The organism is Blastococcus tunisiensis, assembly GCF_900112815.1.
GTDB classification, from domain to species: domain Bacteria; phylum Actinomycetota; class Actinomycetes; order Mycobacteriales; family Geodermatophilaceae; genus Blastococcus_B; species Blastococcus_B tunisiensis.
In genome coordinates this window covers 1-22,940 of sequence record NZ_FOND01000014.1, presented here as the reverse complement: position 1 = coordinate 22,940, position 22,940 = coordinate 1, and the positions used below count along the sequence as shown (strand labels likewise).

The 22,940-nt window shown below is 72.9% G+C and carries 18 protein-coding genes and 1 tRNA gene; 6 read left to right on the top strand and 13 right to left on the bottom strand.

Going from position 1 to position 22,940, the window contains the following annotated elements; translation table 11 throughout:
* Nucleotides 1–107: 107 nt before the first annotated feature.
* A complete protein-coding gene (locus BM142_RS16825; RefSeq protein ID WP_092201343.1) occupies nucleotides 108–311 on the top strand; it encodes a DUF5703 family protein in 204 nt (67 codons plus the stop codon).
* Here BM142_RS16825 and BM142_RS25525 read toward each other — a convergent pair.
* The 4 genes from BM142_RS25525 to BM142_RS16805 form a co-directional block, all read right to left on the bottom strand.
* On the bottom strand, nucleotides 308–1,117 hold the full coding sequence (locus BM142_RS25525; RefSeq protein ID WP_092201341.1) for a pentapeptide repeat-containing protein: 810 nt from the start codon (nucleotides 1,115–1,117) through the stop codon (nucleotides 308–310). The two genes, BM142_RS16825 and BM142_RS25525, sit on opposite strands and share 4 nt — an antisense overlap.
* A 25-nt stretch (nucleotides 1,118–1,142) precedes the next feature.
* Nucleotides 1,143–2,054 (bottom strand): NADPH:quinone oxidoreductase family protein, encoded by a 912-nt coding sequence (locus tag BM142_RS16815; protein ID WP_254791023.1) that lies wholly within the window; start codon nucleotides 2,052–2,054, stop codon nucleotides 1,143–1,145.
* 283 nt (nucleotides 2,055–2,337) lie between these two features.
* Nucleotides 2,338–3,135 (bottom strand): SDR family oxidoreductase, encoded by a 798-nt coding sequence (locus BM142_RS16810; RefSeq protein ID WP_092201547.1) that lies wholly within the window; start codon nucleotides 3,133–3,135, stop codon nucleotides 2,338–2,340.
* Between the two features lie 468 nt (nucleotides 3,136–3,603).
* On the bottom strand, nucleotides 3,604–4,923 hold the full coding sequence (locus tag BM142_RS16805; protein WP_092201337.1) for a M20/M25/M40 family metallo-hydrolase: 1,320 nt from the start codon (nucleotides 4,921–4,923) through the stop codon (nucleotides 3,604–3,606).
* Nucleotides 4,924–5,093: 170 nt separating this feature from the next.
* Between BM142_RS16805 and BM142_RS16800 the strand changes: the two genes are divergently transcribed.
* The 5 genes from BM142_RS16800 to BM142_RS16780 all read left to right on the top strand — a co-directional run bounded on the left by BM142_RS16800 (nucleotide 5,094) and on the right by BM142_RS16780 (nucleotide 9,708).
* A complete protein-coding gene (locus BM142_RS16800; RefSeq protein WP_254791041.1) occupies nucleotides 5,094–6,119 on the top strand; it encodes a GGDEF domain-containing protein in 1,026 nt (341 codons plus the stop codon).
* A gap of 56 nt (nucleotides 6,120–6,175) precedes the next feature.
* Nucleotides 6,176–6,263 (top strand) — tRNA-Leu (locus tag BM142_RS16795).
* Between the two features lie 442 nt (nucleotides 6,264–6,705).
* Entirely contained in the window at nucleotides 6,706–7,218 is a 513-nt protein-coding gene (locus BM142_RS16790; protein WP_139228913.1) for a hypothetical protein, read from the top strand.
* Between the two features lie 63 nt (nucleotides 7,219–7,281).
* Nucleotides 7,282–8,610, top strand: coding sequence for a site-specific integrase (locus tag BM142_RS16785; protein WP_092201333.1), 1,329 nt, complete (start codon nucleotides 7,282–7,284; stop codon nucleotides 8,608–8,610).
* A gap of 522 nt (nucleotides 8,611–9,132) precedes the next feature.
* A complete protein-coding gene (locus BM142_RS16780) occupies nucleotides 9,133–9,708 on the top strand; it encodes a hypothetical protein (RefSeq protein WP_217640763.1) in 576 nt (191 codons plus the stop codon).
* Nucleotides 9,709–9,746: 38 nt separating this feature from the next.
* On the opposite strand, the gene BM142_RS24625 is transcribed toward BM142_RS16780, so the two are convergent.
* The 9 genes from BM142_RS24625 to BM142_RS16730 form a co-directional block, all read right to left on the bottom strand.
* Nucleotides 9,747–10,958, bottom strand: coding sequence for a Wadjet anti-phage system protein JetD domain-containing protein (locus BM142_RS24625; protein WP_175527318.1), 1,212 nt, complete (start codon nucleotides 10,956–10,958; stop codon nucleotides 9,747–9,749).
* The gene (locus BM142_RS16765; RefSeq protein WP_092201327.1) at nucleotides 10,955–14,467 is read right to left on the bottom strand and encodes an ATP-binding protein; all 3,513 of its coding nucleotides are present in this window, start codon (nucleotides 14,465–14,467) and stop codon (nucleotides 10,955–10,957) included. The genes BM142_RS24625 and BM142_RS16765 overlap by 4 nt, the downstream gene beginning before the upstream one ends.
* Nucleotides 14,464–15,093, bottom strand: coding sequence for a DUF4194 domain-containing protein (locus tag BM142_RS16760; RefSeq protein ID WP_092201325.1), 630 nt, complete (start codon nucleotides 15,091–15,093; stop codon nucleotides 14,464–14,466). The genes BM142_RS16765 and BM142_RS16760 overlap by 4 nt, the downstream gene beginning before the upstream one ends.
* A gap of 1 nt (nucleotide 15,094) precedes the next feature.
* Entirely contained in the window at nucleotides 15,095–16,624 is a 1,530-nt protein-coding gene (locus tag BM142_RS16755; RefSeq protein WP_092201323.1) for a DUF3375 domain-containing protein, read from the bottom strand.
* A gap of 162 nt (nucleotides 16,625–16,786) precedes the next feature.
* Nucleotides 16,787–17,410 carry a hypothetical protein gene (locus BM142_RS16750; protein WP_092201321.1) on the bottom strand — a complete coding sequence of 208 codons (624 nt, stop codon included), beginning with the start codon at nucleotides 17,408–17,410 and terminating at the stop codon, nucleotides 16,787–16,789.
* 157 nt (nucleotides 17,411–17,567) lie between these two features.
* Nucleotides 17,568–19,559, bottom strand: a complete 1,992-nt coding sequence (locus tag BM142_RS16745) for a zinc-ribbon domain-containing protein (RefSeq protein WP_092201319.1) — start codon at nucleotides 19,557–19,559, stop codon at nucleotides 17,568–17,570.
* A gap of 242 nt (nucleotides 19,560–19,801) precedes the next feature.
* Nucleotides 19,802–21,436, bottom strand: coding sequence for an exonuclease domain-containing protein (locus BM142_RS16740; protein WP_217640762.1), 1,635 nt, complete (start codon nucleotides 21,434–21,436; stop codon nucleotides 19,802–19,804).
* Between the two features lie 332 nt (nucleotides 21,437–21,768).
* Entirely contained in the window at nucleotides 21,769–22,254 is a 486-nt protein-coding gene (locus tag BM142_RS16735) for a DUF1016 N-terminal domain-containing protein (protein WP_175527317.1), read from the bottom strand.
* Between the two features lie 354 nt (nucleotides 22,255–22,608).
* Nucleotides 22,609–22,940: integrase core domain-containing protein (locus tag BM142_RS16730; RefSeq protein ID WP_139228911.1), on the bottom strand; the 332-nt coding region annotated here is incomplete at its 5' end.

Genomic DNA, 22,940 nt, shown 5'->3' with positions numbered 1-22,940 from the left:
CGTCGTGCGGTGGCGGGTCGCCGTCCATCCTGCCCAACGCGGGCGGCTCCGGCAGACCGGAGGTCGACCGGGTGACCGATCGTCGACGGCCATGCACAATCGGGGGGATGGAGGCGGTCGCGGACTACCAGTACGCGCCGCTGCGGATCCCGCCGGGCACGTCCCGGTCCGCAGCGGCGACCATGCTGAGCCTGCAGGCGGACACGGGGGGTTGGGAGCTGGCCCGGCTCCAACTGCACCCGGACGGCACCCGCAAGGCCATCCTGCGCCGCCGCGCCCGGCTCTCCTACCTGCCGCTGCCGGTGATCTAACCGGCCCAGTGCGCCGGTGCCGACACGGCGACAGGGAGACGTGTCGACATGTCCCCGCGCGCCGCGGTCACCTGCGGCTGGGTGAGGAAGAGGCACCGGCTGAGGTCGGCGCCGCGGACGTCGGCCGCGCGGAGGTCGGCACCCAGCAGGTCGGCCCGCCCCAGGTCGACGCCGCGCAGGTCCGCACCGATCAGGTAGGCCCCGCGCAGGCTCGCGTCCCGCAGGCGGGTACGCCGCAGGTCGCGGCCGATCAGGTCCGCGCCCCGGCGGTCGGGGCGCCCCGGCCCCCGCACCTCACGGCTGATCCGGCCCAGCAGCTCCCCCACCCGGGCGCGGTGGCCGGCGACATCGACGGCCCGCAACTGCTCGGCGGTGCCGGCCGCGAGCCGTTCGGTCGTCGCGTGCAGATCGCGGACCTCCTCCCCCGCCGTCCCTAGCGTGGCCGCCTCGGTCAGGTGCCAGAGCGCCTCGTGCAGGTGTCGGACCACCGGCAGGACGGCGAACTGGACGGCGGCGAGCTCGGGCGCCTCCCGCCAGCTGCGTCCGCCGAACGTCTCCTGGGTGATCCGCTGGCCGGCGCCGAAGCAGTCGAACACCGTGCAGCCGGGGAAACCCCGCTCCCTCAGCTGCGGGTGGATGCCGCAGCGGAAGTCGTCGGCCAGGTTCGGGCAGGGGACGCCGGCGGGCTTGTCGATCGCGAAGTCCGCCGACGCCGCGAACGACGGCGCGACGCAGCACAGCCCGGCGCACCGGGAGCAGTCCGCGCGCAGTTGTGCCCGCTCGTCGATCAGCGGGAGCTCGGTCATGGCGCCCCCACGGTAGGCGCGGCGCTCAGGGGACGAGGACGACCTTGCCGACGGTGTCGCGCGAGGCCAGCTTCATCAGCGCCTGCGGCGCCTCCTCGAGCGGGTGGACCGCGCCGACGAGAGGGTCGACGGCGCCCGAGCCGACCAGCTTCACCAGCTCGTCGTGCACCTGGCCGAAGATCGCCGGCTCGTGCTTGCGGTACAGCCCCCAGTGCAGGCCGACGACGCTGTAGTTCTTGACCAGCAGGTGGTTCGCCTTGGCCTCCGGGATCCGGCCGCTGGTGAACCCGACGACGACGATGCGCCCCTCGAAGGCGATGCACTTGGTGCTCTTGTCGAAGACGTCGCCACCGACCGGGTCGTAGACGATGTCGGCCCCGTGCCCGCCGGTGACCTCCTTGACCACGGGGACGAAGTCCTCGCTCGTGTAGTCGATGACGTGGTCGGCGCCGAGATCCGTGCAGACCTGCGTCTTGCGGGCGCCGCCGGCGGTCGCGATGACCTTCGCGCCGGCCGCCTTGGCCAGCTGGATCGCCGCCGTCCCCACTCCTCCGGCCCCGGCGTGGACGAGCACCCAGTCGCCGGCCTGGATGTTCGCGCGGCGGTGCAGGCCGACGTACCCGGTCTGGTAGGTGAGGTACAGCGCGGCGGCCTTCTCGTCGGACATCGAGTCCGGGACCGGCCAGGCGTTGGTGGCGTCCATCAGCGCGTACTCGGCGAACGCGCCCGGGCCGCCCGACGGCGAGCCGATGACCCGCTGGCCGGTCTCGACGATCTCGCCGCACAGCTCGACGCCCGGGGTGTAGGGCAGCGGCGGCTTCTCCTGGTACATGCCCATCGCCATGAGGACGTCGGGGAAGTTCAGCGCGGCCGCCCGCACCTTGACCAGCACCTGGCCCTCGCCCGCGGTGGGCTGGTCGACCTCGTCGAGGCTCATGACCTTCGAAGGATCACCGAGTTCGTGTACCCGCCATGCACGCATGACCCCGACAGTGCCAGACGGCCCGTGACCGCGGTCACCGGGTCCCGCCCCGGGCCATGATCAGGGGACCTGATCATCGGGTGTCCTCCCCCACGGTGGGCGGTGAGGGAGGACGCCGTGCGGTGCGGGAGGACGGACGCCGTGCGGTGCGGGAGGACGGACGCCGTGCGGTGCGGGAGGACGGACGCCGTGCGGTCCGGGAGGACCGGGGATGCCGTGCGGTGCGGGGAGGACGGCGTCAGCGCATCGACGGCGGGCGGAGCGCCTCGGGGACGACGGCCGTCTCGCCGGTCTGCGTCCTCGCCGCCGGCACCCCCTTGAACTTGTAGGGGACGACGCCGACGCCGGGCTGGATCACGTACGCGGCGCCGGGCTCGGCCGACGTCCAGGCCATCACCATCGCGTCGGCCACCTCCTCGGCGGTGAGGACCGGGAAGTTCGCGGCGGTGAACTGGTCGCGGATGCGGTCGATGATCGCGGTGTCGGCGAAGCCGGGGCAGATCGCGGAGATCGTCGTCCCCTCGGCGGCCAACCGCGGGGCCATCGAGCGGACGAACGCGATCGCGCCTCCCTTGGCGACGCTGTACCCCGGGTCTCCGGCCATCGGCGAGAGGCCGGCGAGTGACGCCGTCACCACGATCGCCCCTCCCCCGGCCCGCTGGATCGCCGGGCGCGCCGCCTGGACGCCGTAGACGACGCCGAACAGGTCGATGTTCACCACCTTCATGAACTCGTCGAGGTCCAGCGCGTCGTCGGACTTCGCCGCCGAGATGCCGGCGTTGAGGTAGGCGGCGTCCAGCCGGCCGTGCTCGGCCTCCACCTGCGCGACCACGGCCTCGGTGGCGGCCAGGTCGGTGACGTCGAGCGGCAGGAACGGGCAGCCGAGGTCGGCGGCGACCTGCCGGTTGCGCTCGCTGTCGAGGTCGGTGAGCACGACGGTGACGTCGAGTGCCCGGAGCTTGGTGGCGAGGGCGCGGCCGAAGCCGCCGGTCCCTCCGGTGATGAGGGCCACGGATCCGGCGGAGGGAGCGTTCATGACCAGCATCACACCACGCCGGCCGGGCCGCCCGGATGGGCGGGCCGCAGACCTCGGGACCTGTGGGCGGCCGGGCGGGACCTTCGCCTCGTCGTCCGGCGACCTGCCGCCCCGCACTGTGGCTCGACACCATCCTGAGCAGGAAGAAGACCGAGTCCATGGACACGACCGTGCAGCCCCCGCTCCGCCAGGACGACTCCCCCAGCGGCCGCGGGCCGGTGCGCCGGGGCACCACGCAGGCCGCGACGCAGCGCTGGGCGCGCTACACCGCCGCGGCGCTCCGGCTCAGCATCGGCTGGGTCTTCCTCTGGGCGTTACGCGCTCGTCCTCGTGCTCCTGGCCCTCGTCGGCGCCGGCCGCACGGCAGGCCTCGGTGCCGCATGGGAACGCCTCGGCGTCGTGCAGCGCCACCCGATCCTGAAGTGACCCGTCACCGGTCCGGCGACCGCGGCACCCGGTCCGGCGGTGTCAGACCGAGCGCAGGAACCGGTCGAGCACCCGGACGCCGAACTGCAGCGACTCCACCGGCACCCGCTCGTCGATGCCGTGGAAGAGCGAGGCGAAGTCCAGGTCCGGAGGCAGCCGCAGCGGCGAGAACCCGAAGCAGCGCATGCCGAGGGTCTGGAAGCTCTTGGCGTCGGTGCCGCCGCTCATCGTGAACGGCACCGGTCGGGCACCGTCGTCCTCCGCCTTCAGGGCGGCGACCATCTGATCGACCAGCGGGCCGTCGAACGTCGTCTCCACGGCCTGGTCGTGGACGATCCACTCGCGCTGGACGCCTTCGCCGATCAGGCCGGCGAGCTGGCGCTCGAACTCCTCGTGCTGGCCGTAGAGGAAGCGGCCGTCGACCGTGGCCGAGGCCGTCCCCGGGATGACGTTGGCCTTGTAGCCGGCGTCGACCATCGTCGGGTTGGCCGTGTTGCGCAGGGCTGCGCCGATCATCCGGCTGATGCTGCCGAGCCGGGCCAGCGCCTGCTCGGGCTCGTCGGGGTCGATCTCGATGCCGTAGGCGTCCTCGACGGCGGCGATGAACTGCCGCATGGGCGGGGTCAGGACGGTGGGCAGTCGCGCCGAACCAAGCCGGGCGACGGCCTGGCAGAGCCGGGTGACGGCGTTGTCGTCGTGCACGAACGACCCGTGGCCGGGCTTGCCGGAGGCGGTCAGCCGCATCCAGGCCAGTCCCTTCTCGGCGGTCTGCACGAGGTACAGCCGTAGGTCGTCGCGCACCGTGATGCTGAAGCCACCGACCTCGCTGATCGCCTCGGTGCAGCCCTCGAACAGATCGGGGTGCTCGTCGACCATGTACCGGGCACCGAGCTTCCCGCCGGCCTCCTCGTCGGCGAGGAAGGCCAGCACGATGTCGCGGGGTGGCTGGACTCCGGTCCGGGCCCACTCGCGCACCAGCGCCAGGACCATCGCATCCATGTCCTTCATGTCCACCGCTCCGCGGCCCCAGACGTAGCCGTCACGCTCCTCGCCGGAGAAGGGATGGACGCTCCACTCGGCCGGATCGGCGGGGACGACGTCGAGGTGTCCGTGCACGAGCAGAGCCGGGCGGCTGCGGTCGGCCCCGGGAATGCGCGCCACCAGGCTGGCGCGGCCCCGCTCGGACTCGTGGATCTGCGACTCAATGCCGACGTCGGCGAGCGTGCCGGCCACCCACTCGGCGGCGGTCCGCTCCCCCGCGCTCGTGCGCGTGTCGCCGGTGTTCGTCGTGTCGATCCGGATGAGGTCGGACAGCAGTTCGGCGACCTCGTCCTCTGCTCTGACCGGAGCGTTGCTGTCCACCCGGCGAGCCTAAGTCGCCGCGGTCCCCGCGTCCTCCGCGGCGTGCCCCGGCCGGCGAGGAGAGTTACGGACGAGCCCGTCCGCTTCCGTGCGCAAGAGGGCCCCCCTCGCAGGGGTGAGGGCACCTCGTCCCGGGGCCCGGGCACGCCGATGCTGAACAGGTGGCGGGGATGGGCATGCGGGCGCGGGAGCCGGAGACGGCCGGGCGCAGCGGCGTGCTCATCCTGGTCGTGGCCGCCGTCGTGCTCGCCGCCTTCAACACCTTCCAGCCGCTGCCGTACAGCATCTGGGCGAAGATCGCCGCCTGGTCGGCGGTGGGCCTGGTGCTCCTGATCGCCGCAGCCGTCGCGCTGGTACCCGCCGAGATCCTGGACCGTGCCGGCGTCTACACCATGATCGCCGTGGGTGGCGTGCTGCTGATCTGCGGCCTCAACGTGCTGACCGACGATCCGTCCGCCGCGTCGCAGGCTTTCCTCGCCTTCCCGGTGCTGTGGGCGGCCTCGCACCTCGAGCGGGGTGCCGTCGTCCTGGTGACCGGCACGGCGGTGGCCGGCGACGGCGTCGCGCTCCTGCTGCTGCTGCCCGTCGACGCGGCGATGACCGACCTCGTCTTCTTCGGCGCCGTGCTCGTGGTCATGGCCGTGATGCTGGTCCGCGCCAACACCACCCAGGAGCGGCTGGTCGCCGCCCTGCAGGAGCAGCTCACGGTCGACTCGCTGACCGGCCTGGCGACCCGCCGCGCGTTCGACGGCGCCCTGGAGACGGCGATGTCGCGCTCCGTCCCCGGCGGAACAGCCTTGGTGCTCATCGACGTCGACTCGTTCAAGTCGATCAACGACACCCACGGTCATCCGGTGGGCGACGACGTGCTGGTGCACCTGGCGAGCGTGCTGAGCGGCCGGGTCCGGGCCGAGGACGCCGTTCTCTCCCGGCTGGGCGGCGACGAGCTCGCCGTCCTCATGCCCGGGTGCGGGCGGCGCACCGCCGTGCAGCGGGCGCGCGACCTCCTCGAGGCGGTCCGGTCGACGCCGATGACGCTGGCCGACGGCACCCTGCTCGCGTTGTCCATCAGCGTCGGCGTCGCCCACGTCCCCCAGCACTCCGACGACCGGCGGGGCCTGTACACCGCCGCGGACAACGCGCTCTACGCCGCCAAGCGGGCCGGCCGCGGCCGGGTCTCGGTCGCCGCGACCTGACCACCCAGGGGGTGCTCCGAACCCGGGGACGGCTCCGGTAGTCTGGTCTGGCACTCGTCCGGGTGGCGGAATGGCAGACGCGCTAGCTTGAGGTGCTAGTGCCCTTTATCGGGCGTGGGGGTTCAAGTCCCCCCTCGGACACCATGGAGTGGGAGTTCTCCCACCTTCCAAGCCCAGAGCCGGGCTCTCCCCGGCCGGAACGCACGGTCCCCTCTCGGACCGATGCGGCCACCATCCCCCCCGCGGCGACACCCGGAATGGGTGAATCTGACGCCGCTGCCCTTCGCGCCGTGCTGGCGACTGCCGATCGTCGGGACCTCAGCACCGGTCTGCGCATGCCCAACGCAGCTCCCCCGCTCCCGCCGATGGCGCGCGTCCGCACTGCGGCGGCGCCGACTCCGATTCCCGCGCGTGCCACGTCGCCCGTCACCGCCGTAGCCACACCCGCGGCCGCTGCCGCGCTGTCCGGGGTGCCGCCTCGTGGGCCGGGGTCGGCCCGCTCCTGGCCGCTGTTGGCGAGCGGGCGCCGGCCGACGCGCTGCGGCTGGCCACCGGTACCGGCGGCGATGCCGGCACCGGGCCGGCGGTGGACCTCTCCGGGATGTGGGTGCGGCCGGCCGACCCGGCCGCACCCCGCAGCAACGCGCTCATCCGCATGCTCGACGCCAAGGGCCGGCTCATGCTGCCGCTCACGCTGGCTGCGGCGGCTCCCGCGCCGGCCGAGCGCGACGGGGCGGTGCTGACCGTGTTCCTGCCCGGCAGCGCCGAGCGCCCGCGGCCGGGCTTCGCCGTCGCCGCCCTTCCGCTGGATGCTCGCGGCCGGCTGACCTTGACCGCCGCGGTCCGGCGTGAGGCCGGCATCCCCGACGGCGCCGACGTCCTGGCCGTCCTCGACACCGACCGCGGCGTCATCACCGTGACCGCCGCCAGCCGGCTGTCGGCCGGCATCGGCGACCTGCTCGACGGGCTTCGTCGCCCCGCGGCCACCGCGTCCGCCTCCCCCGGGGACGAGCAGTTCGGTGCTGACGGCGTCGCGCCGGCCGCCTCGGTCCCGGCCGCTGCCGGCGACGCCGGCGGGCGACTGCGCATCGTCCGCTGACCCGCACCGTCCCTTCACGTCCGCGGCACGACCGGTGCCGCCGCCACGACTGGAGAACTCCGCATGACCACCATCCCCACCCCCGCGACGCGCTCGGACGACGCCGTGCACGAGGCCACCCGCGACGCCATGCGCGCGACCCTGCTCGCGCAGGGCTTCGACGCGTCCGTCGTCGAGACGATGCTCCCGGCCCAGGCCCAGCTCTACCGAGTGCGGCAGGCGGTCGCCGAGGCGACCACCGCCCTGCGCCAGGACCTGCCCGACAGCGAGAAGACCTGGGCGCCCTACCTGCGGCTGCTCGTCGACGGGCTGCCCGACGTGTGCCCGTGCCCCTGCCCGGCGTGCGCGACCGGGCCGTGCCCCTGCCCCGGCGGTGACGACGGACACGCCGAGGTGTGCGCGATGCCCGACGGCGAGCTGCACGGCGACTGCGCCGACCGCTACCTCGGCGTGCCTGACCTGGCGGTCAAGGAGATGACCCGCGGCGTCATCGCCGAGGCCGCCTGGTGGGCCCAGCGCCGCGGACTGAAGCGCACCGTCGCCCGCAACGTCAAGCGCGAGGCAGCCGGCCGGAACCTGCTGCACAGCGACGGTCGCGGGGCCCGCGAGCAGTTCATCCAGGCGACCCGGTGGATGTTCACGTGGCTGGTCGACGAGGAGAAAGCCGCCACCAACCCGGCGCTGAAGGTCAAGCTGCCGCCCCGACAGGAGGCCGGAGCGCGCTCGCTGACCGACCAGGAGTTCGTCGAGGTCTACGGCACCGCCGTCAGCACCGGCCAGGACCCCGCGCTCGACGGGCTCATCCTGCGGCACCTGCTCATCCAGGCCGTCCGCCGCGGTGCGCTGCTGGACACGACCTGCGGCGGGCTCGACGTCGAGGGCTGCCGCATCCGCTACTGGGACAAGAAGAAGAAGACCTGGCGGTACCGGCCCACCACCAGCACGCACATGGCCGACCTGGTCATCCACTCGCTCACCCGCGGACCCCGTGTCGCCGCGCCGCCGGACGCCTCCGAGGAGGACCGCCGGCACGGCATCCCCGCACTGACGGGGTCCTCCCCCGTCTTCTACGGCCGGCCCGTCGACACCTTCGACGAGCACGGCTACTTCGTCTCGCGCACGGTCCGGCCCATCTCGCGCAAGCGCATCGAGGGGCTGTTCGCCCGGGTCCGTCGCCACCTGCCGTGGACGGAGCGCGTCGAGCTCCGCTGCCACGACATCCGCCACACCAGCGGACGCATGGTGTTCAAGGCGGCCGACCAGCAGGCCGCCAAGCTCCACCTGGCGCACGACGGGGGCAGTTCCACCGACCACTACCTCAAGGAGCGCCTGGACGAGTTGGCCAAGCTGAAGCAGCAGCTCTTCGAGCGCCCGCTGCACGACGAGCAGTAGCCCACCTCCGTCGCGGGCCCACCGGTACCCCGGTGGGCCCGCGGTGGTTCTCGGCCAGTCTGCGGCACGCGATGGACCCCCGGACCCCACTCACGACACCGGCGTCCTGCACAAGGTCACCGTCGTCAGCGGCATCAGCGGCATCAGCGGCGGAAGCCTGCTGGCCGCACTGTGGGCCTACGGCCCCGCGCGGTTCGATGAGTTCGACGAGCACGTCGTGGCGCTCCTGCGGCGGGGCCTGCAGTTGCAGCTCGCCACAGGAACCCTGTCTCCTGCGCGCCTCGCCCGCAGGGCCGGCGACCTCGTCGCGGCCGCCGGTCCCGGCGGCCGCGAACGAGCCAGCCGGAATCGCACCGATGTGCTCGCCGCCGCGCTCGCCGACCGCGCCTTCGGCGACAGGCACCTGCCCGACGTCACCCACCCCGGGCTGGCCACGGTGCTCTCGGCCACCGACCTGATCACCGGCCGGGCGCGGTCCGCTTCGGCAGCGACGTCAGTGCCAGCTGGATGTACGGGCGCATCGTGGAGCCCATCCGGGTGGCGGAGGCCGTCGCGGCCAGCGCCGCCTTCCCGCTGCTCCTGCCGGCGGTGCAGAGGACGTACACCTTCGAGCGCCGCGGCCGGACACAGCGCCAGCGGGTCGCCCTGACCGACGGGGGTGTCTACGACAACCTAGGGCTGTCCGTGCTCGAGTCCGGGCGCGATCGGGCGTTCACCGACCACGTGTACCCGGTCGACTACGTGATCGCGTCCGACGCCGGCCGCCAGGAGCCGGGCGAATCCAACGCTCGGGTGCTGCCGTTCCGGCTCATGCGCAGCTTCGACATCACCTACCGCGGGACCCAGGACGGCACCCGGGCGCGGCTGCACAACTCCGCAGGCCCCGGGCAGTTCCAGGGCGTAGTCCACGCCTACCTCGGCCAGAAGGACGACAAGCTGCCGATGGCCGCCCCTGGGCTGGTGCCGCTGGAGCGCGTGAACGGATACCCCACGAACTTCAAGGCGATGAAGGACGAGGACCTCGGCGCCGTCACCACCCGCGGGGAGCAGCTGACACGCCTACTGCTCCACCACTACACCCCGGCCCTGCTCGGCTGAGGCGCGGGCCGCCAGGAGTCCTCGACACCTCCCGGCGCCTACGACATCAGCGCGGACGTGACCAGATCGAAGCGGACGAACTCCTGCTCCAGCCGGACGCCGACGCCGTGCGTGCCCGCGCACAACGCGGCGTACACCTCCGCCTCGGTCGCCGTCAGGTGGGGCAGCGGATCGGTCCGCGGTGCGGCCTCGGTCGACCAGTACGGCCGGTGAGCCAGTAGCGTCGCTGTGTCCATCAGGACGCTGGTGGCGTGCGGCGCGACCGCGCGGACCCGGGCGAGGATCACGTACCCGTGGGTGTCGATGTCGCCCCAGTAGCGGACGGCGACCTCGGTCCGCCACGGCAGTGCCGCGAGCAGCTCGTCCGCGCCGTAGCCGGCTCCCCACAGGATGAGCCGGCCGGCGCCGGTGGGGGCGGTGAGGAACGACGTCTTGTTCTCCAAGACGAGCAGCTCGGTGATGCCGCAGTTGGCCGGGTTCAACGCGGCGAGGGCGGCCACGTCCCACTCGACGTCGGCGGTGCCGTCGACGGGGACGCCGAGCGCGGCAGCGGCGCCGCGGACCCGTGCGCGGCGGGCCGGTTCAACGAAGCCGTACCGGGCGGCGAACCCGCGCGCGGCCGGCTCGACCGCCTCGGCGGGTAGGAGGGCTTCGAGGAGGCGGCTGAGCAGCCCGGTGTTCCGCTCCAGGACCTTCGTGTGCACCCCGGCGACAGGGATCTGCCGCGGGTGGATGCCGGGCCGGGGATGGTCGCGGATCCAGCCGGCGAGCTGCAGCAGCAGCGGCCAGTCGCCGGCGGCTCCGAGCACGTCGTGCGGGCGGCCCAGTGCCAGATCCCGCGCCGCTGGGTCGAGGGCATTGGCCGCCTGCAGCGCGGCCGCGAAGCGGGCGGCGTCACCGGCGCGGTCGCGGCCGAGCAGCCGCAGCGCCAGCTCCGGGGTGTCGACGACTCCGGCGTACGGCATCGGCTGGGTGCCGAGCCCGCCGGCGCGCACCGGCCTGACCTCGAGCGTCCAGCCGTCGCGGGCGGCGGCGTCACGCAGCCCGCGGGCCCAGGTGGTGGCCTCGGCGTACCGGTCGGCCAGCTCCGTGCGGCCGGGCCCGGGCAGCCGCACGCGCAGCGGGAACACGCGCCGGTCCGCGGGGTCGGTGTGCAGCTCCCGCAGCACGTCGCCGCGGTCCCACCGGACGCGCAGGGCCTCGCGGACGGTGCTCGGCCCGGCCCAGCCAGCGGTACGCGCAGGGCTCACCAGGAGCCGCCGGCCGCGGCCACCGCATCGTCGCCACCGTCCGGCGTCCCGTCGACTGCGGGGTCGACCTCGCTCTCGTTGGCGTCCGCGGGCGGCAGGACGGTGACCGCGCGCTCGGCGAGGCGCTGACCCGCGCGGCGGGCCCGCTGCTCCTGGTACTCGGTGATGGTCATGGTGACCAGCCGGCTGCGCGGGTCGTCGTTGCGGACGTAGCCGACCGCGTCGACGAACGGCGCGATGGTGTTGATCTTCTGCAGCGGGGTGACGACGAGCAGCTGCAGCCCCAGGCGGGTGAACAGCTCCAACCCGAAGCGGGTCGACTCGTCCGAACCGCGGCCGAACGCCTCGTCGATCATCACGAAGCGGAACGCGGAGACGTTGCCGCCGGCGAGGCCGTACTGGTAGGAGAGCGACGCGGCCAGGATGGTGTAGGCGAGCTTCTCCTTCTGCCCGCCGGACTTGCCGCCGGAGTCGGTGTAGTGCTCCAGCGGGGCGTCCTCCTCGCGGGTCCGCTCGGAGGCGGCGAAGGAGAACCAGTTGCGGACGTCGGTGACCCGCGCGGTCCACCGCTCGTCGGCGGCGGCGTTGCCCTCGCGGCCCTGGAAGCGGTCGAGCAGCTCCTTGACCAAGAGGAACCGGGACTCGGCGTAGGTGTCGTCGTCGCCGAGGAGGGTGTTGGCGGTGATGTCGCGCAGCTGCTGACGGAACTCACGCACCTCCAGGTCGGCGCTGCGCTCCACCTCAAGCCGGATGTACGTGCCAGGCCGGTAGTCGATCTCGGCCAGGGCCCCGTTGATCGTGTCGATGCGCGCGGTGATCTTGCCGGCCTCGCGGTCGAGGAAGTTGCTGAACCCGACCAGCTCGTGGATGGCGTTGGTCTCCAGCTGCTCGCGGAACTGCTTCTCGTAGCTGGGCAGGTCGTCGGTGGCCAGCCGGTCCCGGATGGCCAGGTACTCGCCCCGGGATTCCGGGTCGCTGGGGATGTCGACGACCATCTGCGGCCAGGAGTGCGCGAAATCCTTCATCGCGTTGGTCAGGTCCCGGCCGGTGCGCTCCCGGGTGGCCGACGCCGACGCGGCGCGTGCGCGCAGCGCCTCGGTGACCTTCTGCCCCCAGGCGTCGCAGTCGGTCGCTTTGGCAGGCGGGACGCCGGCCTGCCGCAGGGCGTCGGCGAGCGCTGCCGTCGCCTCCTCGGACAGCTCCGGCTCTGGCATGGCAGCCAGCGCCCGCTCGGCGGCGTCGTGTGCGGTGCGGTGCTGCTCGAGCCGCTCCGTGGCAGCGCCCAGGGCCCGGTCCAGCCGGGACAACTCGTTGCCCAGCGTGCTGATCTGCTGCTCGCAGTCGGCCTGCTGGTCCAGCAGCTCGGCGATGTCCGGGCGGGAGGCGAGCTTCTCGTGCAGTTCGCGGGCGGCGGCAGCGCCCTGCACCGCGGTGGTGACGTCCACGGTGGAAGGGTCGGTGAACCGCTCGGTGAGCTGGCGAACGGCGTACTCCCGGTCGCCGTTGCCGCTCCGCTCCTTGCCGACGGCCTCCTGTGCGCGCTCGGCCTCCTCGACGGCGCGCTGAGCGCCCGGGATGGCCGCGGTCAGGTGCGCACGCCGGGCGGCGGTGTCCCACCCGAGCACGTAGTGGCGGCGGTCGTCGGCGCGCCGGCGGTCGTCCTTCTCGTGCCGGGCGTTGTCCTTGACCTGCCCGGCGCGGGTGACCGCCCGGGTGTGCCCGCTCAGCTCGGTCGCGTCGTTGACGCACACGTGGTCGAAGCGGCGGTTGATCTCGGCGCGCAGCCATGCGCTCACCGGGGTACCGGGGCGGATGTGGAGGTGCGCGGCCATCGTTCCGGCGCGGGGCGCGGCGGGCGCGGCCACCACGTTGGGCACGCGGAAGTACACCAGCCGGCGGCCGAGGTGCTCGCGGTCGACCCAGGCGGCGACGCGGGCGTAGTCCTCCTCGGGCACGAGCAGGGACAGCGCGAACGGGCGGACGAGGCGTTCGGCCGCCGGCTCCCACTCGGCCGACTCCGGGGCCACGGCGATGAGCTCGGCCGCGAACGGCAGGGTGTCGGCGGCCAGTCCGAGCGCCTCGGCGATGCGGCCGCGCAGCCGGGCGTCGTCAAGGGAGACGTTGCTGTCGCGGCTGCCGGCCGCGGCGAGCTCCTCGCGCAGGGTCCGCAGCTCCTCGCGGGCGCCGGCCAGCTTCGACTGAGCCTCGAAGTCACGCTTGCGCAGATCCCGCTCCGCGGCGGCGAGCCGGGCGGCGACGTCCTTGACAGCGGTGAGGAACCGCGGGTGGTCGGCGGTGCGCTCCGGGGCAGAGACGCCGGCCTGGGCGGCCAGGGCGACGAGCTCGACGTGCGCGCGGCGGACGTCACCGAGCCGCGTCTCGGCGGCCTCCATGCGCAGCCGAGCCTCGGTGAGCTCCGCGCCACCGCCGGCCTGCAGGGCGAGGGCCAGCTGCGTGCGCCGGGTCTCCTGACCGGTCAACTCGCTCCGCTTGGCCTTGACCGCGGCCTCGCGGGCGGGCATCTGCCCGGCCAGCTCGGCGATCGCGGCGGCGAGCAGGGTGACCCGGTGCTGCTCGACGCGGGCCGGAACGGCGGCAGCGGCTTCGGTGCTGGCCTGGGTGCGGGCCACGGCGCGGTCGTAGGCGGCGGCCGCTTCGGCGACCGGTGTGAGCGCGTCCAGCTGTCGGCGGGCGGTCTGAACCAGCTCATGCGCGCGGGTGAGGTCGCTGTAGTGGTCGAGGACCTTGCCGATGCGCTCACGGGCGTCGACGGCGTCGAGCATGTGCGCGCGGACGAAGTCGGTGAGGTTGCCGACGGACTTCATCGACACCGTCTGCACCAGCAGGTCCAGCGCGGCGGGGCTGATGCCGAGGTGCCGGCACAGGGAGCGCTGGTAGTTGCGGAAGTTGTCGTCGAACAGGTCGCCGCCAGCCGCGCGCAGCGCCGCCCGGACTGCTCTCGTGTCGCCGTGGCCGGCCAGGTGCTCGGCGATGTCCAGCGCGGCCGGGGCGGTGAAGTACAGGCGGTGCACCACACCGGTGGCCTCGAACCAGAACACCGCGCCCGCGGAGAGGGTGCCGGTCGGCCCGGGCAGCCCGGTGAAGCGGGCCAGCAGCACGCTGTAGGCGCTCTTGCGCTCCCGCAGTGACTGAGGGCGGGTGCTGCCGGTGGCCTCGTCGTAGACGTTGCTGTAGTGGCCCAGCACATAGGTGGCCAGCGTCCGCTCGCTGCGGTCGGCCCCGGCGGCCCGGTTGTAGGTGACCTTGTGCGCGGAGGCGAACAGCGTCGTCAGACCGTCGACGATGGTCGACTTGCCGGCGCCGACGTTGCCGGTGAGCAGCGCGTTGCTGCCATCGACGTCGAGGCGCGCGACGGTGGTATCGAAGGTGCCCCAGTTGAGCATCTGGAACTGCTCGAGGCGCACGCCGTGGCGGCCGGGCACCTCCAGCGGCAGGAACCCTTCGTCCGGCGCCAGGGAGACCGGCGGACGGACGGGCGTGGCACTCATGCCGGCGCTCCTTCGGTGGCCGCGGCGGCCTGGGCGTCCGCGTCGTCAGGCATGGGGTCTGGGGCGTGGTCGGCGGCGTTTTCGCCGGACGGGATTAGCTGTAGCAGCCGGTCGCCGAACTCGGCGATCCAGTCGGCCGTGACCAGCGCCTTGATGATTCGGCGGACCTCGAACACGTCGGTCTCGCCCCGCAGCCGCCGCAGGTAGCCGAGGTTGACCAGCGCGGTGATGTCGTAGGCGATCTTCTCGTCGCTGGTGCCGTCGCGGTGGTAGAGCCGCATCGACTCGACCATCTCCTCGGTGGTCACGATCAGGCGGGGCGTGTCGCCGTCGGACTCGGCGGTGGCCAGCTGCTGGCGCAGCAGGATCAGGAGCACGGTCGCGGTGAAGGTCAGCGCGTGCCGGCGGACCAGGCGGGGCATGCCCTCGGGCAGCTCGTCGAGCTGGCGGAGGTAGGCGTAGTTCTCGACGTCGTCGACGACCAGCCGCATGCCCAGAACTTCCAGGTGCTCGCGTAGCTGCGGCCCCAGCGAGGTGATGGACGTCCAGACGGCCGGGACGTCCTCGGCGTGAACCGGCCCGCGGAGCAGGTGGGCCAGGGCGATGGACAGTTCGGGGGCAGCCATCTCAGCGGCTCTCCTGCGCGGCGGTGCGCGGCTGCGGCGTCGACGCGCGATCGGGGGTGCTCGGCACCGGCGACCGCGGAGCGTCGCCGAAGAGGACGAGGGGGACGTCGGCCTGCCGGCGGCGACCGTCGGGATCGGTCCAGCCGATGCGTTCACGGTGGTCCGGGAACACCAGGCCGCCGTCGTCGGAGACCTGCAGGTACCCGACGAGCTCGGCCAGGCCCTCGGTGAGCGGATGGGCGCGGACGACCTGGCCGAGGGTGGCCTGGCCCCCGTGCGCGGCGACGGTGCTGCCGACCGCGGCGCGCAGGGCATCGAGGTCGATGTGACTGATGTCGAGCAGGTCGGCGAGGGCATCGTCGCCGCCGGGGTCGACGCCGGGATCCTCGGCGGCAGTCGACTCCAGACGGGTCTCGGTCCGCGGCGTGTACAGCGGCCGCTCGAGCGGCAGGGCGAACTCGGCGCGCAGGCCGGCCAGGTCGCTGCCCAGACCGCGGACGTCGCCGTCGTGCGCGGCGAGCGCCGCCGCGAGGGTGCCGCGGATGACCTCGTGGATGCGACGGCCTTCGCTCCAGGAGCGTTCGTCGAGGAAGCGACGCAGCTGTGCCGACAGCGAGGCGACGGTGCGCTGGGTGGCCTCGGCGGCGACGAACAGCTCCTCGCGCAGCAGCTGGGTGACCTGTTCCCCGGCGCCGGTCAGCGCCGGCACCGAGCGCACCGCAGCCAGGAGCTCGGCCAGCTCGTCCTGCTGGGCGGCCGAGAGCATGTGCTCCCAGAACGCCCGCCAGGAGCGACCCTGATCGGACGCGCCGATCTCGGCGGTAGTGCCGAACACCGTCTTGAGGAACTCCCCGCGCGGCCCGTCCCAAGTGGTGGCGCGCCGGCGGACGTCGCGGTCGAGTGCGCGGAAGTTCTCCTCCACCTCGCGCAGGTCGGCCAGCAGCTCCCGGGCGGTGGTGACCGCCTGCGCGTACCGCTCCCTGATGGCGGTGTCGTCCAGGCCGGTGTCGGCGCCGCTGCGTATGGCCTCGATCTGCGCGTCGATCTCGGCCCGCTGCCGCTCCAGCGCGCCCAGCCGCACCTCGGGGTCCGTGGCCGCACCGGCGGTGATCTGCCGGAGCAGGTCGCGGACGGTGAGCAGCCGGCTCGCCGTGCCGAGGAACTCCCGGCGGCCCAGCGAGCGGACGAACGCCGCGGCCGTCTCCACCGCCGAGGTCGGCGCGTAGTGGGCGACGTCGCTGCCCGTCGGGTAGAACCGGCGCAGCCAGCCGTTGCGGGCGTCGGCCCAGTCCGCCAGGTACGCCTCGGCGGCCTTCGGGTACGCGGCCGTGTCCGCGCCACGCAACGGGTGCAGGTGGTCCTCGAGCGCCTCGGTGAGCTCCGGGCCCGGCAGCTGACGCACGTTCGGGGTGAGGAACACGCGGTCGAGGAAGCCGATCACGAGCGGCGCGTTGTCGGCCACGAGCAGCTTCCACGCGGAGTGGTTGCGGCGTTGCGCGAGCAGGTCGTCGTGCTGCTGCACCACGTCCATGCCGTTCCCCCTCCCCGTCTCGTCGGGCGCCCCCGCACCCGGTGTGTCTGCGTAGTGTGTCGTCACCCTGTGACGGAACCGACACGCCGTCGGCCGCCGGTCCCGCAAATGGTGCGCATGCCACGCCACGGGGCAGTCATCTGAGCTGCAGTGCGCCTCGCGTCAGACGTCGCCTTGCGACTGGGTCGCAGCCAGCTCCCTCATCCACCGCACGTCCACCATGATCCCGGCACTGAGGTCCGCAGCCTCGGCTGCGGTCAGCTGGTCCGGGTTGCTGCCGGTCAGCAGCGCGTCGGCGGCGGTGTTCAGCAGTCGGGCGGCCCGGGTCAGTGCGGCGGGCGGGACGAGGACTGCGGCGGAATCGTCCGCGGGGGTGTCGGGGACGAAGATCCCGACGTCGAACAGCAGCCCCAGGCACTCGTCGCTGCGGTCGTGATCCTCGCCGGCGGCGAGGATGCGGGCCGACGTGGCGAGGCCACGTAGGAGGCGGCCGAGCCCGGTCCGGTCGAGGGAGACGGTGCGGCGCAGGGCGCGCAGGTTGGCGCCGGGATGCTCGTCGACGAGCTGCACCGCCATCTCTCGGGCGAGCTGACGCAGCAGGTCGGTGGTCAGGTAGCCACGGGCGGTCTGCTCGCTGACGCCCATCTGCGCGGCGACGCTGCGGACGCGCTCGCGCAGCAAGTCAGCGAGCGGTTCCCGGCGGGCCGTGAGGCCGAGCTCCGCCAGCTCGTTCACCATGATGTCGACGTGCTGGTCGATCCAGGTCTGCCGCGCCAGCGCACTCACCTTGCCTTCCTCGCGCCGGCCGTCTGCCGGCGATCTCCGTCGTCAGCGTGCCGCGGTAGAACCATTTCGCCGTCGCGTATGCGGGCCGGCTGCCTCCAAGAGGGGAGGCGGGAGCGCCACCGACGGCCTTCCGCAGCCCGTCGCCCGGAAGCGTTGCTCACCACAGGGTCGGGTCGCTGCCGAGCTCCGCTGCAGTGCGGGCGGCTCGGCGGCGCAGCTCCGCCAGCCGGGTTTCCGCGTCCACGTTGCCGAGGGGACGGCCGTGCCGTCGGTAGACGGCGGCCTCGTGGACGGCGAGCAGGTCGGGGCGCAACGCGGCGATGCGGTCCAGGACGGCGGCGGCGACGAGGTGGATCGGGTCCTCTTCGCTGCAGGTCACATCGGCGGCGGTGATGGGCGCCAGGGGCGCCTCCCGGACCCGGATGACGGTGTACCCGGCCTCGGTCAACCGAGCGGTTTTGTCCCGGTCCCGGCGCTCCATGACCTCCCCGGCGTGCCAGTAGCTGCCGTCATACTCGACAACCAGGCGACGCTCCCGGTCGAGGATGTCCGCCTCGAGGGCCCGACTCCCGGGCATCACAATGCGCCGCGCTTCGACGTCCAGCCCGGGTAGAGCGGCGGCCAGCTCGGCGGCCAGCCGGACCTCCCGGATGGAGATGGCGACCAACGCGCACGCCGGGCAGCCACGGCCCTTGAGCCGGTTGGCGCCGGACGCGGCCCAACGGTGGTCGGGTGCGACCGGGCAGGCCCACCACAGCTTGCGGTTGGTGCCCGCGACGACCTGCTCGGGGGTCAGGCCGTCGTTGGCGTCGACGTCGAACTGCGCGGCCAGCTCCGGGAACCGGGCGAGGCTGTTGGTCACTGAGACCTGCAGTCCCGCGCAGGCCGGGCAGCCGGAGCCGATGCGCACCCGGCTGTCGCCGGATGCCTGCCAGCGGTGGTCGGGCGCGACTGGACACGTCCACCAGAGCTTCTCGGGAGTGCCGGCAACGATCTGGTCGGGAGTGCGTCCGCCGTTGGCCTCGACGTCGAACTGCGCGGCCACCTCGGGGAACCGGGCCAGGTTGTTGGTCACCGACACCTGACGGCCAGAGCAGGCCGGGCAGCCAGCCCCGGCGACCCGCGCCTGGGCGCGTGCCCGCCAGCGGTGGTCGGGCGCGACCGGGCACGCCCACCAGAGCAGCTCGTGGGTGCCGGCGACGACCTGCTCGGGAGTGCGCCCGCCGTTGGCCTCGACGTCGAACTGCGCGGCCAGCTCGGGGAACCGGGCCAGGTTGTTGGTCACCGACACCTGACGGCCGGCGCAAGCGGGGCAGCCGCTGCCGCGGACGCGGCTGTCTCCGGGGGCCCGCCAGCGGTGGTCGTCTGCGACCGGGCAGGCCCACCACAGCTTCTCCATCGTGAGGGCGACGACCTGGTCGGGGGTGCGCCCCCCGTTCGCCTGCACGTCGAACTGCGCGGCCAGCTCGGGGAATCGCGCCAGGCTGTTCGTCACCGACGCCTGCAGCCCGGCGCAGGCAGGACAGCGCGTGCCCCCACGCACCCGGTTGTTGCCGGTGGCCCGCCACCGGTGGTCGTCGGCGACCGGACAGACCCACCACAGGCGGTCGTTCGTGGTGGCGATGACCCGGTCGGGGGTGCGCCCGCCGTTCGCGGCGACGTCGAACTGCGCGGCCAGCTCCGGATACGCGGCCACGGTGTTTGTCACCGACAGCTGCCGGCCGATGCAGGCCGGGCAGCCGGCCCCGGCGACTCGGTCTGCACCCCTAGCCTGCCACCGGTGGTCGTCGGCGACCGGACAGCGCCACCACACCTTCTTGGTGGTCGTGGCGACCACCTGCGCGGGGGCGAGCCCGCCGTTGGCCTCCACGTCGAACTCGGCGACCAGCTCCGGGTAGTTGAGCAGGTTGTTGGTCACCGAGGACTGCTGGCCGGCACAGAACGGACACCCGGTGCCGCGCAGCCGGTTCGCGCCGGTGGCCTGCCAGCGATGATCAGCGGCGACCGGGCAACTCCACCACAGCCTCTCGTTGGTGCCGACGTTGACCTGATCGGCGGTCAACCCCCCGTTGGCCGCGGGGTCGAACTGCGCGGCGAGGCGAGGGTGATCGGCGATCGTCCCGTGCTTCGACCTGCGAGGGGAGGTCATGGCGAGAAAGTGTGGGCCATTGCTGACGCTTTAGTACAGCCCTTCCGCTCCGGATTGCCACATCGCGCTTCAAGCTGACCGCCCCGGAGCTTCTCCCCATCGTGGCTGCGGCGATCGCGACCGCCTGATCAACCACAACAGCGACCCGCTCCCGGACCTGGGAGGGGGTCGCTGCTGTATGTCGTCAGCATCGTGTCGCCTGCAGCCGGGGATGTGTTCGACAGTCGTGCACCGGCCGGCAGTCAGACGACGACCGCCTCCCGAACCCCGAAGGTCTGTGCATCGGCGAGAAGTTGGACGAGGTCAGCTTCGGTGAGGACCTCGATGCGCTGGCCGTTGTCACGTAGCTGCACCGCCTTGGCCGCCTTGCCGGTGGTGAAGTCGGCGGGGTCACTGCCGGTGAAGCCGTCCCCGACGACGAGCATCGTGGTTCGCTTCGTCACGGTCTTCTCGACCACGGCACCGCACCGGGCGGCGGCGTCCCAGGCGTCCTGCCGGCGGATGCTCAGCGCGCCGGTGAAGACGAGGACGTGGCCGTACAGCGGGTGCTCGGGGTCGGCGTCGACGGCGGTTTCCGGCCGGATGAGCCCTATGCCCGCGGAGCCGAGGGTGCTGTGGCAGCCGCGCCAGGCCGCGGCGTCCAGCCGGCCGGCCAGCACATGCAGGTCGGTAAGGAGCTCGGCCAGGGTCCCGACGTTGCGGCGCCGCGCGATCTCGATGACGACCTGCGCGCACGCGCGCGCATCGGCGCCGGCTTCGTGGTGGCGCCCGGCGTCGACACCGCACTCGGCAGCCACGATCGGCAGGCGGTAGGAGATCAGGTCCAGCGCCCGCCGCGCCAGGATCAGCGAGCAGGCGTAGTCGGCGGTCGGCCACTCCTTGTCGGCGACCAGGCAGGCCTCGCGGAGCGCGCCGATGTCGAAGGCCGCGTTATGCGCGACGAGCGGCAGATTTCCGGCAACCTCCACGAGCTGGTCCAGCCGCTCGGCGAAGGAGGGCTGGTCAGCGACCATGTCCGCGGTGATGCCGTGCAGACGGACGTTGATCCTGTCGAAGGCGTCCAGGCCGGCGGGCGGACGCACCAGCCACGAGTGGGTGGACACCACGACGCCGCCGCGGACCACGGCCGCACCAATGGCGCAGATTGAGCCGCGGTGTGCGTTGGCGGTCTCGACGTCGATGGCAACGAAGTCCAGCGCTTCGAGTGGCACCAGCGTCGACGCTGCCGCGTCCTCCACCGACGTGCGCGGTGCCGGCACAAGCGCAGCAACCTCGGGCGCCTCCACAGACAGAGCCGGCTCGTGGCGGACCGGATCGGGCCACGTGTCGCGGTAGATGACCGGCAGCCCGCGGGTGGCGGGGCCGCCGAGGGGACGCATGTACGGGCGGGCGAGCCGCTGCTCCTCGATGGTGTCCCAGGCAGCGCACAGTGAATGCAGCCACTGGGCGATGCCCAGGGCCCGTGAGGTGCGGGGATCGCCGCCGGGCGTCGACGCGGTCTCGGTGTCCAGCGGCTCCAGGAGGGATGGCCAGCGCGGCGGCGTCAGCGTGGTCCTTCTGGCCGCCTCGGCCTTCTCGTACACAGTCTGCAGCTCGTCGCGGACCGCCATGACGGCGGTGAGGGTGGCGTCGGTGTCGAGAATCCGATCGGGCACGACCTGCTGGGCATCGAGCAACGCCTGTCCGCTCGCGGTCGCCACGATGACGCGGGACGCGGTCAGCGCCCGGAGCGTCTGCATGCGGTCATCCCCGTCCAGCACCCATGCTCCGCAGAGCCTGGTCATGCCGGCGATCTTGGGTCCCAGGTCTACCCACCAGACGACGGGTGCATCGTCCACCTGGTCCACGATCGCGAGTACGCGGCTGCCCTCGTCCATGTCCCCTCCCGGTTTGAGGTGACGGACCGTATCCCGACCGTGACGGACAGCGGGCCACCGACTGGGACGGGTGAGCCAGGCGGGACCGGTGTGCTCGGCAGACGAGTCCACGTCGCACGCCTCCGGGAAGACGACCTACGGGCCTTGGACATCGACCACCCCCGCTACCGGGAGTTCCGCGTCTACGCCGCCGCTCCCCGGCCGCAGGAGACCATCAAGCTGATCCGTGACTGGCTCCGGGGCCAGGACGGCGACTGACCCGGGATGCAGCGGGTGGAAGCTCTCGACCGGAAACCCGCCGACACGGTGCTCGCCAACTCGCGGCTGCGTCGCTACGGCGAAAGGGAGCTGTCGGCGGGCGGCGTTCGCCGGTGACTGCCGGCCTTGATCTGGTTGAGCAACACGTCCTGTGACCAGCCGTGCCGCACCGCCGCGGCGGCGTACCAATCCCGAAGCTGCGGTTCGGCCACCTCGTCCAGCAGCACCCGAATGTGTCCCCAGGGCAGTTGCTCCAGCAGCGGGGCGGCCGGATCAGGCCACGCCTCGGCGAAGCGGCGCATGTAGTCGAGGTTGGAGGGCGAGAAGGCGATGCTGTTGGGGAACTGCGCACGCAGGTCTACGCCCAACTTCTCCACGACATCCACCGACCAGCCTTCGCGCATGCGCCCGAGCAGGCTGCGGCCGATGGTCCGGTAGAGCGCCTGCATCTCGGCGTTGACCGCACGGTGCGCCGCGGCACGTGAGGAGTGCAGCTGCTCGCGCACGTCACCGAGCAGCTGCCCGTAGTCAGCGGGCGGTGGCGATCCAGTCCCGGCCATGCCCGGCATCGTGCCGCAGAGGACTGACAGCGTTAGCGGGTCCACCAGAGAGCCGGGCTCCCCCGGTGCCTACGGGTCGACGACGCCGAGGTCGGAAGCACGGCGCCATGGCGAGTAGGTCAGTGCCGCTACGGGGTCACGTTGGCTGCACCGGCCGCCCACTCCCCCAGCCTCACCGCCGCCGATACGCCGGGACGAGCAACGGTGGCGCGCCAGGCCAGGCGGACCTGCGTGAAGCCCGCGCGCGGTTTCTGCCGCGTTGAGCGTCAGTGATGCCGAGGTGGCGGAATGGACGATCGACCGGGGGCGACTGCGCATCCAACGGGGCACCGGACGGTTTGTCTCGCCCCGAGTTCAGTGGAGACTCGGAACTGACGCGGCGACGGTAGTCGCCACGGGGTTGTGCCGGTAGAAGTGGTCCTCGTGCTCGGCCGGTGGGATCAGGCCGATCTCGCCGTGTAGGCGTCGGTGGTTGAACCAGTCGACGTACTCGGCGACGGCGATCTCGAGGTCGTCGATGCCCTTCCAGGGGCCGCGGTTGCGCACGAGTTCGGCCTTGAAGAGGGAGTTGAAGGCCTCGGCGAGGGCGTTGTCGTAGGAGTCGCCGGTGGAGCCGACCGACGCGACCGCGCCGGCCTCGGCGAGGCGCTGGGTGTAGCGCACGGCGACGTATTGAACGCCCTTGT